Annotated in this window: 11 protein-coding genes; all 11 read left to right on the forward strand. The window is 46.0% G+C overall.

Annotated elements, in window-relative coordinates:
- The first annotated feature begins 8 nt into the window (after positions 1 to 8).
- Positions 9 to 878, forward strand: coding sequence for a ribosome small subunit-dependent GTPase A (gene rsgA, locus NFR43_RS02755; RefSeq protein ID WP_251546282.1), 870 nt, complete (start codon positions 9 to 11; stop codon positions 876 to 878).
- A 16-nt stretch (positions 879 to 894) separates the two neighbouring features.
- Positions 895 to 1,548: a ribulose-phosphate 3-epimerase gene (rpe, locus tag NFR43_RS02760; protein ID WP_251546284.1), complete on the forward strand. Its 654-nt coding sequence runs from the start codon at positions 895 to 897 to the stop codon at positions 1,546 to 1,548.
- A gap of 55 nt (positions 1,549 to 1,603) precedes the next feature.
- Positions 1,604 to 2,266: a thiamine diphosphokinase gene (locus NFR43_RS02765; RefSeq protein ID WP_251546286.1), complete on the forward strand. Its 663-nt coding sequence runs from the start codon at positions 1,604 to 1,606 to the stop codon at positions 2,264 to 2,266.
- A gap of 121 nt (positions 2,267 to 2,387) precedes the next feature.
- Entirely contained in the window at positions 2,388 to 2,576 is a 189-nt protein-coding gene (rpmB, locus tag NFR43_RS02770; RefSeq protein ID WP_251546288.1) for a 50S ribosomal protein L28, read from the forward strand.
- A 133-nt stretch (positions 2,577 to 2,709) separates the two neighbouring features.
- Positions 2,710 to 3,072 (forward strand): Asp23/Gls24 family envelope stress response protein, encoded by a 363-nt coding sequence (locus NFR43_RS02775; protein ID WP_251546290.1) that lies wholly within the window; start codon positions 2,710 to 2,712, stop codon positions 3,070 to 3,072.
- 22 nt (positions 3,073 to 3,094) lie between these two features.
- A complete protein-coding gene (locus NFR43_RS02780) occupies positions 3,095 to 4,801 on the forward strand; it encodes a DAK2 domain-containing protein (protein ID WP_251546292.1) in 1,707 nt (568 codons plus the stop codon).
- Between the two features lie 72 nt (positions 4,802 to 4,873).
- Positions 4,874 to 6,904, forward strand: a complete 2,031-nt coding sequence (gene recG, locus NFR43_RS02785; RefSeq protein ID WP_251546294.1) for an ATP-dependent DNA helicase RecG — start codon at positions 4,874 to 4,876, stop codon at positions 6,902 to 6,904.
- 14 nt (positions 6,905 to 6,918) lie between these two features.
- Complete coding sequence (plsX, locus tag NFR43_RS02790) at positions 6,919 to 7,935, forward strand: phosphate acyltransferase PlsX (protein WP_251546296.1); 1,017 nt, start codon at positions 6,919 to 6,921, stop codon at positions 7,933 to 7,935.
- A 57-nt stretch (positions 7,936 to 7,992) separates the two neighbouring features.
- Entirely contained in the window at positions 7,993 to 8,241 is a 249-nt protein-coding gene (acpP, locus tag NFR43_RS02795) for an acyl carrier protein (RefSeq protein WP_251546298.1), read from the forward strand.
- A gap of 69 nt (positions 8,242 to 8,310) precedes the next feature.
- The gene (gene rnc / locus NFR43_RS02800; RefSeq protein ID WP_251546300.1) at positions 8,311 to 9,012 is read left to right on the forward strand and encodes a ribonuclease III; all 702 of its coding nucleotides are present in this window, start codon (positions 8,311 to 8,313) and stop codon (positions 9,010 to 9,012) included.
- Between the two features lie 16 nt (positions 9,013 to 9,028).
- Complete coding sequence (gene smc / locus NFR43_RS02805; protein WP_251546303.1) at positions 9,029 to 12,598, forward strand: chromosome segregation protein SMC; 3,570 nt, start codon at positions 9,029 to 9,031, stop codon at positions 12,596 to 12,598.
- Positions 12,599 to 12,600 lie beyond the last annotated feature (2 nt).

The following is a 12,600-nucleotide window of genomic DNA, read 5'->3' on the forward strand; positions in this document are numbered from 1 at the left end:
AGGGACTTGTGCAAACTGGAACGATTCAACAATCTTTAAGCGGCTTTTACGATATCGTGTCAGATGGTCAGATTCATCGAACACGGGCGCGTGGTAACTTTCGGAAGCGCGGAATTAAGCCACTCGTGGGGGACCATGTCGAATTTGAAGATGGCTACTTGCTGGCCATTAACCCCCGCCGGAATCAATTGGTTCGGCCACTGGTGGCGAACGTTGATGCGGCGATTGTCGTGACGGCTGCCTGTGAACCAACTTTTTCTAGTAACCTACTCGACCGGCAGCTAATTGCCCTCGAGGCTCAGCAAATTTCCCCGATTATTTTCTTTTCCAAAGTGGATTTGCTCGCTGACGAAGATTTGATGCGGCTCCAAAGGATTGCTGATGGTTACCGACGCATCGGGTATCCAGTTTATTTTAACCGTCAACCGTTCAATAAGCCTGATTTGGCGGATTTAAAATCCCGGCTCGCAAATCAGGTTGTGACAATGATGGGGCAAACTGGGGCCGGTAAATCAACGTTGCTCAACCATTTGGCGCCGGATTTGGACCTGCCGACGGGGGAGATTTCACAAGCGCTCAAACGTGGCCGGCATACAACCCGGAAGGTGACTCTGCTCCAAGTGGGTACGGCGTTAATTGCGGATACCCCAGGATTTTCGTCCTATGAAGATTTTACGATGACAAAAGAGAAACTACCGCAGCTCTTTCCAGAAATGCGGGCTTTAGCACCCCAGTGTAAGTTCCGTGGGTGTCTGCATTTAAAAGAACCTGGTTGTGCAGTGAAAACCGCGGTTGAACATGGTAAAATAATGCCGTCAAGGTATGATAATTATGTTCAATTTCAAGAACTAATTAAAAACCAAAAACCAAAATACTGAAGTGAGGTAATAGATTATGATTAAAGTTGCACCATCAATTTTGAGTGCTGACTATGTCAACTTGCAAAAGGACATTGAACTTGTTGACAAGGGCGGCGCAGAATACTTACACATTGATATTATGGACGGTAGTTTTGTACCCAGCATTTCATTTGGCCCTGGTTTTGTAAAAGCCATTCGTCCAATTACTAACATGGTGCTGGATGTTCACTTAATGGTGCAAAATCCTGAACACATTATTCCGGACTTTATTGATGCGGGTGCTGACATTATTGGTGTCCAAGTTGAAGCAACGCAGCACATTCACCGCGCTTTGCAAATCATTAAGAACGGCGGGGTGAAGGCCGAAGTAGTCATTAACCCTGGGACACCGGTTGAAATGATCAAGCCCGTATTACACATGGTTGATCAAGTGCTCGTGATGACTGTTAACCCAGGTTTTGGTGGCCAAAAGTTCTTACCAGAAACGGTTGATAAGATTGCGGAACTAAACCAAATCAAGCAGGACAAGGGTTACGACTTTGACATCGAAATTGACGGTGGGGTTAATAACCAAACGGTTGTTGACTGCTACAAGGCTGGTGCAACGGTCGCTGTTGCCGGTTCTTACGTCTATGGTGCTGACGATCCAGTTTCTCGGATTAACGCCATTAAGGACGCAACTAAATAAATAATTAATAGAGCGGGGCGCGGATGAGCCCAGCTCTTTTTGTTAGGAGTAGGGAATGAAAACTATCAATATCATGGTCGGCGGCCCAGCGAGTGAGATTCCAGTTCAAGAGATTGAACGTCGTCGACAAGAATCGTGGATTGGGATTGATTATGGGGCGACGTACTTGTTAAAACATGGGATCATCCCTGAGGTGGCGGCCGGCGATTTTGATTCTACCTCCACGACAGAACTACAACGACTCATCCATCAGGTTAGCGATGTGCGTAAATTACCTAGCGAAAAGGACGTTACTGATACCCAGTATGGCACCCGATTAGCAATTGACGAGTATCACCCCGAGCAGATTAATATTTTTGGAGGGACTGGTGGCCGCCTAGATCAGTTACTGGCTAACCTGTTTATGCCCCTGCAACCAGCGTACCGGGATTACCTAACTAAAATTCGCTTCATTGATCGTGAGAATACGGTGGATTACTATGGGCCAGGAGAGTATGCTGTGACCAAAAATCCCCGAATGCGGTACTTGGCGTTCGTGAATTTGACGCTCGTTGAAAATCTAACCTTGCCGGATGAAAAATATCCGCTTCACCAGTTCAGTTCGACATTGCCATTTTCGTGGTCGAGTAATGAATTTATTGGTGACATTAATCATTTTTCTTTTACAAAAGGAATCGTTGCGGTGATTCAAAGTTATGATCAAATGCACGGAAATTGATGTGTCAAGTAAAAATACTTGAAAGAAACTGTTGCAAAGTCTGGTTGGCTATGGTAAATTATTTAGGTGAGTTACAGCGCATTTGCGCACGAAAGAACTGATGAGGAGAGGAGGTTCCATCATGGCTAAGGATTTTATTACTGGTAAGAAGACTACCTTCGGTAACAAGCGTTCCCACGCCCTTAACTCAACTCGTCGCAGCTGGAAGCCTAATTTGCAAAAAGCTACTATTTTAGTTAATGGTAAGCCAAAGAAGGTTTACGTTTCAGCACGTACTTTGAAGTCGGGTAAGGTTACTCGTGTTAACTAAATAAAAAGTAGCTGCCCTTGGGCAGCTTTTTTTTATTTCATGGGTTTACTCACCACAGGTTGGAAATTTGTCCAGGTTGCTAAGTGTGGTAAAATAGTTAAGAATTCATTAATCACGACAAGGAGGCCATAAAATGGCAGTGAAGATTAAAACACAATCAGGTACGATTGATATTTCCAACGACGTTATTTCAACCGTAGTTGGTGGTGCGGCTACTGATAATTACGGAGTTGTCGGTATGGCTAGTCGCAATCCATTAAAGGATGGCTTTAATAAAATTTTGCAACGTGATAATTACAGCCAAGGAGTGGTTGTCCGTCAACAGGATAACGGTATTGCTGTAGAAGTTAATATTATTGTTGAATATGGTATTAAGATTTCCGAAGTTTCTAAGAGTGTCCAGGAAAAGGTTAAGTACAACCTAGAAACACTACTCGGGATTACCGCAAATGACGTGAATGTCAACGTGCAAGGCGTCCGCGTTTCTGAAGACTAAAGTATGAGGCGGAGGAATTATTTTGGCAGTAACAAAGATAACAAATCGTGAATTTGATAAGATGGTTCAGGCAGCGGCACAAAAGCTGGAACAAAACGCTGAATTCATTAATTCATTAAATGTGTTCCCAGTTCCCGATGGCGATACTGGGACTAACATGGCCTCCTCGATGTCGAGTGGTGCCGAATATGAACAACGTGAAAAGAGCGTAAACGTCGGTGATTTAAGCGCCGCCCTTTCAAAGGGACTGTTGATGGGGGCTCGGGGAAACTCCGGTGTCATCTTATCCCAAATTTTTCGTGGCTTTGCGAATGGTTGCAAGGACAAGAAGGAATTGAATGCTCAAGAATTTGTGGACGCTTATGCTAATGGTGCTAAAACTGCCTATAAGGCGGTGATGAAGCCGACCGAAGGGACGATCTTAACGGTGGTTCGGGAATCAGCGCAAGCCGGTCTTGAGGCGGTGAAATCCACTGACGACATCGTCGCAATTTTAGAACAAATTTGTGATGCCGCGGATGCAGCTTTGAAGAAGACACCGGACCTGTTGCCCGTTTTAAAAGAAGTTGGGGTTGTCGATTCTGGTGGCCAAGGGCTTGTTTTTGTTCTCCATGCCTTCCTGGAAGCTTTGACTGGCAAAGTGACCTTGGAAGACCAAGCCGCTCCAGAAAGTTCTAAAATCGATGAAATGGTTAACGCCCTTGATCACCAAAGTGTGCAAGGCAAGCTCGATCCAAAAGATATTGAATTTACTTACTGTACCCAAATGTTGGTCCGGATCGGCCGTGGCAAGCAAGTGACCCAAAAGTTTGATTATGATACTTTCTACAATCACTTGGCAAAGATGGGTGACAGTTTACTGGTCATTAATGATGATTCAGTAGTGCGGGTTCACGTCCATACTGAGCACCCGGGTGAAGTTTTGAGTTGGGGCCAACAATTTGGTGACTTGCAGACGATCGAAATTCATAACATGGTCTGGCAACAAGAAGAAATTATGGAAGAAGACGAAGAAGCTGCTGAGGAAACCGCCGTTGCTGAGGCAACGACTTCGCAAACTAGCGATCAAGATATAGAGACGGCCGTGATCGCTGTGGCGGCTGGTGAGGGTCTTCAAAAGCTTTTGAAGAGTTTGGGAGTCACCCACATCATTAGTGGGGGCCAGACAATGAACCCAAGTATCCAGGACATTGCCGATGCTATTAACAATAGCGGCGCCAAGCAAGCAATTGTTTTGCCGGACAATGGGAATATTTTCATGGCGGCCGACCAGGCCAAGGAGATTGCCGACATTCCAACCGCGGTTGTTCATACTAAGACAATTCCACAAGCCATGACAGCCCTTCTTGATTTCAACCCAGATAACAGTTTGGCAGAAAATCAAGCGGCAATGGAAGACGTTCTTGACACCGTCAAGAGCGGCTCAGTCACCACTGCAGTGCGGGATACGACCGTGAATGGTGTGGAGATCAAGAAGGATGATTTTATTGGCATCGTTGATGGTGACATTACAAACACCGGTAGCGATGTCAAGACCACGGCTGAAGAGATGATCAAGCAAATGCTTGATGAAGACAGCAGTGTGGTTACGATTTATTTCGGTGAAGATGGCTCTGCAGAAGTGGCTGATCAACTACAAGCAGCAGTCGAAGAACTGGACGATGAACTTGATGTTCAAGTCTATGAAGGGGATCAACCAGTTTACCCATATTTAATTTCTGTAGAATAACAAGCAGTGGGTTGGGAAATAGCGTGATGTTATTTCACAACCCCTTTTGTTATCAGTGAAGGGAGGGACATCATGAAGAGTTTGCAAGATCCGGTAACTGCTTTGCGGGGGGTTGGCCCGAAGATGGCTGACAATCTAGCCACCCTCAATATCAAGACCGTCGAGGATTTATTGACCTACTTTCCCAATCGGTACGATGATTTTGCCCCAACAAACCTCGAAACTGCTGTGGACAAGCAAAAGGTAACGGTTCACGGCACGATTGTGTCAGAACCGATGATGTCCCGTTTTGGGTACCGGCGAACCCGGTTAGCCTTTCGGCTCATGATCGGTCATAATGTCGTTCAGGTGGTTTATTTTAACCAACCATATTTGAAAAAACAGGTGATTGCCAATCATGATGTGACGGTGTTGGGAACCTGGAATGCTGGTCGGCAAGAAATTCAGGGAACTAAATTGCTCTCCAATAATAATCAACAGGAGATGGGCGCAATTTATCCCGCTAACAAGCAAGTTCATCAAGCCACGTTACGGAAGTTGATTCGTGTGGCATATAACAGTTATTCCGATGTAATTGCAACATTATTACCGATTAGTTTCCGCCAACGGTATCAATTGTTGGATCGTAAAACAATGATTCACGACCTCCATTTCCCAGTAGATGGCCAAGCTGCTAAAATGGCGCGGCGGACTGCGGTTTATGAGGAATTCTTTCTTTTCCAGTTACGGTTGCAAGCCATTCGCCGTGCGCATCGTCAAAAAGACGGTCAGCAGATCCTTTATAATAATGACGAACTGCGGGACTTCATCAAAACGATCCCGTTTGAGCTGACGAGGGCACAAAAGCGGGTCGTTAACGAAATCTGTCGTGACTTACGAAGTCCGTTTCAAATGAACCGGCTGTTGCAAGGTGATGTTGGGTCTGGGAAAACGATTGTTGCGGCGATTGCGATTTATGCAGCCGTCATTGCTGGTTTTCAAACCGCATTGATGGCCCCCACCGAAATCCTGGCGGCCCAGCACGCTCAAAAATTAGCGAAAGTTTTTGAAAGGACCCACGTCAATATTGGCTTGCTGACTGGTTCGATGAATGCTAAGCAAAAGAAAATGATGCTTCAGGGAATTAAGGATGGTAGCATTAACCTCATTGTTGGTACCCATGCCCTGATCCAGGATCAGGTGGAGTACGCTAACTTAGGGTTGGCGATTATTGATGAACAACACCGTTTCGGGGTGCACCAACGACAGCAGTTACGGATGAAGGGCCAGTGGCCAGACGTGTTAGCCATGACGGCAACTCCGATTCCACGAACGCTAGCCATCACCAGCTATGGTGAAATGGACGTGTCGGTCATTGATGAACTCCCGGCGGGGCGACAGCCGATCAAAACGACCTGGTTGAAAGGCAACCAGTCTGAACAGGCCTTGCAATTTTTAAAAGGACAGCTGGCGCAGGGGGCTCAAGTGTATGTGGTCTCACCATTGATTGAACAGTCTGAGACTTTAGATGTTCAAAATGCTACGGACCTCTACCAGGAATTTGCGGAATATTTTGCGCCAAAATACCAGGTGGGTCTGCTGCATGGCCGGATGGATAACGAGCAAAAAGAACAGGTGATGAAGGATTTCAACGCTAACCACCTCCAAGTCTTGGTATCGACAACCGTAATTGAGGTGGGGGTCGATAATCCGAACGCCTCCGTAATGTTGATCTATGATGCTGATCGTTTTGGGTTAGCACAATTACACCAATTACGAGGCCGGGTCGGGCGTGGAAAACGCCAGAGTTATTGTTTACTAGTGGCGGACCCGAAAACCGAGGACGGGGTTCGACGCATGAAAACAATGGTCCAAACCACCGATGGCTTTGTGGTTGCCCAGCGAGACCTGGAATTACGGGGGTCCGGTGATGTCTTGGGAAGCAAACAATCAGGAATCCCAGACTTTAAAGTTGGGGACCCGGTCGCTGATTTAAAAATTTTACAGATTGCTCGTGCCGATGCTGGTGATTTGATCAATACTCCTGGTTGGGATGAAAAGGATGAAAATCAGCCACTTGTGTATTACCTGAAACGACATGAACTAACAACACATTTTGATTAAGAGAGGAATAAAGAATGAAAATCGCAGTAGATGCAATGGGTGGCGACAACGCACCTCAAGTTATTATTGAAGGAGTCGAAGCGGCCCGTAACCAGTTTTCTGATATTGAATTTCTATTATTTGGTGATGAGGATAAGGTCAAACCCTTGATTAAGGATCAGACCCGGCTGACAATTGTGCCCACGACGGAAGAAATTGCGATGGGTGAGGAACCAGTGCGGGCAATTCGTAAGAAAAAGGATTCTTCAATTGTCCGGGCTGCACAAGCGGTCAAGGATGGCGAAGCGGATGCCTTCTTCTCGGCTGGGAATACCGGAGCAATTCTGGCGGCCGGTATTTTTATTGTCGGGCGGATTAAGGGAATTGATCGCCCCGGCCTGACTAGTGTTTTACCAATTGCGCAACCTGGTACTCAGGGCCACGGTTTTGTGTACTTGGACTCAGGGGCCAATGCAGAATCAAAGGAGAAAAATTTGGTTCAATTTGCTCACCTTGGTCGTTTCTATGCGCAAAACGTTTTGAATGTTCAAAACCCGCGGGTAGCTTTGTTAAATAACGGGGCTGAAGAGGATAAGGGTGATTCACTTCACAAGAGTGTCCACCAAGATTTAAAGGCGGAACAAGACATTAACTTTGTCGGTAACATTGAAGCTGGGGAGCTGCTTCATGGTAAGGCGGATGTTGTCGTTTCTGATGGTTGGACCGCGAATGCTGCTTTAAAGGCCACGGAAGGTTCTGTCCGGATGATGCTGACCTTGATTAAAGATGGCATCCTGAATGGCGGTTTGCAGGCCAAACTCGGTTACTTACTCCTCAAACCGGTCTTTCATAAAATTGGTGGCTTGATGAACCCTTCAGTCTACGGCGGTGCCGTCCTGTTGGGCTTGAAGGCGCCGGTAGTGAAGGCTCACGGTTCCGCAGATGTGACGGCAGTTTCCAAAACGATCGAGCAAATTCATACCATGATTAGCACGGATGTGATTGGCCAAACTGTCGATTTCTTTAGTAACGAAGAAAACGTAGACAAGTAAAGAAAAGCAAAGTAAAATAAAGTAGTTATAGTTCTAAAATATAAGAGGTATTTAGCAATGGAAAAGAATGAAATCTTTGATAAAGTCTCAGCAATTGTTGCTGATCACTTTGACATTGATCGTGCCAAGATTACCGATGATTTAAATTTAAAAACGGATCTCGATGCTGACTCAATCGACTTTGTGGAATTCGTTTTGGAAATTGAGGATACCTTCGGGGCCGAAATTGATGATTCTGAAGCAGAGAAATTAAGTACGATCGGTGAAGTAGTGGATTACATTGCTGCTCACCAAAACGATAAGTAATTTTTGAGAACATGAAAGAAGGCCGCGGTGAAAAGCATTCATCGACGGCTTTTTTAGGAAAGGATAAGTATGATTACTGAATTACAGCAATACCTGGCAGATGAGTTTGATATTCACTTCCAGAACCCAGAATTGTTGGCCGAGGCATTTACGCAGGCCTCATATGTCAATGAACATCCTGGTAAAAATTTAAAGTACTACGAACGGATTGAATTTTTAGGGGATGCGGTGCTGCAACTTTTTGTTTCAGAATATATTTACCGTCGTTATCCAGAATTACCGCAGGGCAAATTAACGCGGTTGAGAGCGGCAATGGTTTGCGAGGATAGCTTTTCAAAATTTGCGAAGGAATGTCATTTTGACCAATACATCCGTTTAGGTAAGGGTGAAGAAATGGCAGGGGCCCGTAATCGTCCAGGACTACTTTGCGATATTTTTGAATCCTTTATTGGGGCCTTATACCTGGATCAAGGCCGGGACGCTGTTGAAAAATTTATTCACCGGGTGATCTTCCCTAAGTTAGACATGGGGTGGTTTGACCACGCGGTTGACGCCAAGACCAGTCTTCAAGAATTCCTCCAACGGGATGGGGATGTGGAGATTGAATACCATTTGCTGAATGAAAGTGGCACTGAAAACGATCCAGTCTTTAAGGTCGATGTAAGTGCTGATGGCAAAGTGCTGGCCAAGGGGACCGGTTCTTCCAAGAAGCATGCAGAAATGGATGCCGCTAGTCAGGCATTAAAGCAGTTACGAAAGCAGAAAAATTAAGTTGGTGAACTTTTAAATGCAGCTTGTGTCAATGGAAATTGATGGTTTTAAGTCGTTTGCACGGAAAACGACGATCCAGTTTCAACCTGGAATGACCGGAATTATTGGGCCGAACGGGAGTGGTAAGAGTAATATTATCGAAGCCATTCGTTGGGTCATGGGCGAGCAGTCTGCCAAAACCTTACGGGGTGGTAAAATGGTTGACGTGATTTTCAACGGCTCAAAGGACCATCAACCTTTGAATCGGGCCGTCGTCAAGATGACGCTCGACAATAGTGACCACTACCTAAAAAGTGAATATTCAACAATCACGGTTACCCGAAAATTGTATCGAAATGGTGAGAGTGAGTACCTCATTAATGATCACCAGGTTCGCTTAAAGGATATTGTGGATCTTTTCATTGATTCCGGAATTGGCCGGGAATCTTTTTCCATCATTTCGCAGGGGCGGGTGGCCGAAATTTTTAATGGTCAACCCAGTGATCGACGGCGCGTGATTGAAACGGTCGCGGGAGTCGCCAAGTACAAACAAAATAAGGTTAGTGCTGAGAAAAAGTTAGCCCAGACGGCTGACCGCCTTGATCGGGTCAATGATATTATCGTTGAATTACAGCGCCGGATCGAACCACTCAAAGAGGAAAGTTCACTAGCCCAGGACTATCTAGAACAAAAGCAGCACTTGGATCAATATGATCGAACAAAAACGGTTCGACAAGTCCTTGCAGACCAAAAGCAATTAGCAGAAGTACGTCAGCAATTAACGCATTCTAATCAACTGAGTGCTGATTATGATCAAAAAAGCAAAACGGCCAAGGACCAATTAGCTAAGCTTCAAGAGCAGCGCCGTCAGCTTTTACAAACGAAAGACGCGGCCCAAAACCAGGTTACGGACAAGGTTGAAGAAATTGCCAAGCTGGAAAACCAGCAATCATTATCGTCGATTCGTCAGGAACAACGTGAAAAGGATCGGCAACGCTTGAACCAACAAACGGAGAGCATTAATGATCAATTAGCAACGTTGGCTGACCGTCTGAACGACAATCAGGAAAAAATTAGTTCATTGAAAGACCAAATTGCGCAACAGAAAACCGAGTTGCGCGAGGCCAAGTCAATGAGTGCTGCTGAACGGACCAAGAAACTGGAAGGCCAGTTGGAAGACTTACAGGCCCAGCAGGTTGATTTGATGCAGCAGTTGACTTCTGTCCACAATGAGCGGGTTTATCTTGAACAAAACCACGAACGAAACCAAAATGTGGCTAAACAAGATCAGCAGAATTTAACGACGAGTCGTGAACAGTTAGTGCAAGTGGAACACCAGCTAGCAGCGCAAAATCAAGCTTTGAAAGCAGCGCAAACTGCGGTCGATGATGTTCAACGGGAATTCACCAGAGAAAACCAACAACAGCGTCAGTTACAAGATCAATATGAGCAAACCCAAAAGCAATGGTATCAAGCATTGGGGAATGAACAATCGGCCCAACGGCAAGTTAAAAATTACCAAGCAATGGCCGCGGACTACACTGGCTACTATGCGGGGGTGCAGAACGTTTTAAAAGCGCGGGACCGCTTTACTGGTTTAGCTGGATCAGTAAGTGAATTGATTAAAGTGCCTGCCAAGTACACTACCGCAATTGAAACGGTCCTAGGCAGCCAGTTACAACAACTCGTGGTGGATACCCAAGCAACCGGGAAACAAATCATCAATTACTTGATTCAGCAACGGGGCGGTCGGGTCACCATCCTGCCGTTAGACACCCTGCGCACTGGTTGGACGCCTCAAAGCCTGGCACAAGTTCAGCAAATGCCTGGCTTTATTGGTCAAGCAAGTGCTTTGATTCAATACCCTGAACAGTATACAAAGGTGGTTAGCCATTTACTGTCAACCACGGTAGTTGCCGATAATCTCGACCATGCGACAGCAATCAGCAAAGCCGGTTGTCACCAAATCCGGGTGATTACCCTCGATGGCCAGCTAATCAACGCTAGTGGTGCGATGACAGGGGGAGCTAACCGATATCAACGAGTTGGTCTGCTGAGTCAAAAACAGCAACTGGCCCAGTTAAAAACCAACCTGCAAGACGCCCAGCAAACTGCTAACCAACTTGAGGAGCAGGTCCAAAAGCTGGCGACGGCTCGGCAATCTAACCAACAAGTCATCGCTAAATTGCAGGGTGAACTAAGTGAAAAACAGCAAGGACTAAACCAGCTGCAAACGACGGTTAAATTGTTGGAAAATCAACAGAATGATTTAAGACGCCGCGTTAAGGCGCTGGAATTCCAGTCCAGTCAACGGAATGATCAGCAACAGTCGTTTGATGATCAATCGGCGGCTAACGCCAGTCGGGAGCAAACACTAAACCAGCAACTGACGGAGACTAAGGAACAGGTCCAACACGTTAAAGGCCAAATTAGTGAATTGCAGGAGAATGCTTCTAGTCAGGAACAGGTGGTTCGTGGACTAGAACAACAATTGGCGGTTAACCAGGAGCGGCTTAGTCAACTCACGGAGCGCCATAATGAGCTGGGGCAACAACAAACGCGTTTGCAAAATCAGCTGGGGCAGTTAGACCAGCAGTTGCAGCAATTAGAATCGTCTTCCGCGGATGACCAAGGAAGTGCTGCAAGTAACGAAAAGGCAATTGCTGACGCTCAGGAGATCCTGAAGAAGGCACGCTCAACGGTGGCCAATTGTTCGAAGCAGCAAGAGGAACTGGAAGAATCGATCGGTGACCTAGATCAGAAAACAGACCGGTTGCAAGAACTCACGCGGGCGGCATTGAATGAACTGTCTGGACTGAATGATCAAAAGGGGCACTTGGAAGCTGAGCTAGATCAAGGACTAAATCGCTTGAGCGAACGTTACCATATGACCTTAAAAGAGGCCGAAGAGGACCAATCGACCATTTCTGATGAGGAATTAAACCGCCAGATTAAACTGCTCAAACGGGGATTGGCTGAACTGGGCAATGTCAATCTTGGTTCAATTGATGAATACAAGCAGGTTGCCCAGCGGTATGATTTCTTAAAAGTTCAAAAAGATGACTTAGTGACCGCCAAAACTCAGCTTGAATCTACCATGAATGAGATGGATCAGCAGGTTAAGGATCGTTTCCGCCAAACCTTTAATGAGGTTTCGGCATCGTTTGCCAAGACTTTCCAGCAGATTTTTAATGGTGGTCAGGCAAAATTAATTCTGACCGAACCAGATAATCTTTTGGAAACTGGGATTGATATTATGGCCCAACCGCCTGGCAAGAAAAACCAACAGTTAAGCTTGCTATCTGGTGGTGAACAAGCGTTGACCGCGATCGCGTTGCTATTTGCAATCTTACAAGTCCGGCCGGTGCCATTTGCGATCCTGGACGAACCGGAGGCCGCATTGGATGATGTCAATGTGGACCGCTTCGCAGATTATCTTGATAAATTTGGCGATTCAGGCCCCCAATTTATCGTCATTACCCACCGAAAAGGGACAATGCGCAATGCGGATGTCTTGTACGGGGTGACGATGCAAGAATCAGGGATTTCTGAAGTCGTGTCAGTTGATATCGCTAAAACTCTAGGAACCGATAACGATAATAATTAACG

It is taken from the genome of Limosilactobacillus caecicola (genome assembly GCF_943192935.1).
Taxonomy (GTDB): Bacteria; Bacillota; Bacilli; order Lactobacillales; family Lactobacillaceae; genus Limosilactobacillus; species Limosilactobacillus caecicola.

Excerpts from the sequence above, each read along its gene's own strand:
- rpe (WP_251546284.1), top strand. The coding sequence starts at position 895 with ATGATTAAAGTTGCACCATCAATTTTGAGTGCTGACTATGTCAACTTG.
- NFR43_RS02765 (WP_251546286.1), top strand. The coding sequence starts at position 1,604 with ATGAAAACTATCAATATCATGGTCGGCGGCCCAGCGAGTGAGATTCCA.
- rpmB (WP_251546288.1), top strand. The coding sequence starts at position 2,388 with ATGGCTAAGGATTTTATTACTGGTAAGAAGACTACCTTCGGTAACAAG.
- NFR43_RS02775 (WP_251546290.1), top strand. The coding sequence starts at position 2,710 with ATGGCAGTGAAGATTAAAACACAATCAGGTACGATTGATATTTCCAAC.
- recG (WP_251546294.1), top strand. The coding sequence starts at position 4,874 with ATGAAGAGTTTGCAAGATCCGGTAACTGCTTTGCGGGGGGTTGGCCCG.
- plsX (WP_251546296.1), top strand. The coding sequence starts at position 6,919 with ATGAAAATCGCAGTAGATGCAATGGGTGGCGACAACGCACCTCAAGTT.
- acpP (WP_251546298.1), top strand. The coding sequence starts at position 7,993 with ATGGAAAAGAATGAAATCTTTGATAAAGTCTCAGCAATTGTTGCTGAT.
- rnc (WP_251546300.1), top strand. The coding sequence starts at position 8,311 with ATGATTACTGAATTACAGCAATACCTGGCAGATGAGTTTGATATTCAC.
- smc (WP_251546303.1), top strand. The coding sequence starts at position 9,029 with ATGCAGCTTGTGTCAATGGAAATTGATGGTTTTAAGTCGTTTGCACGG.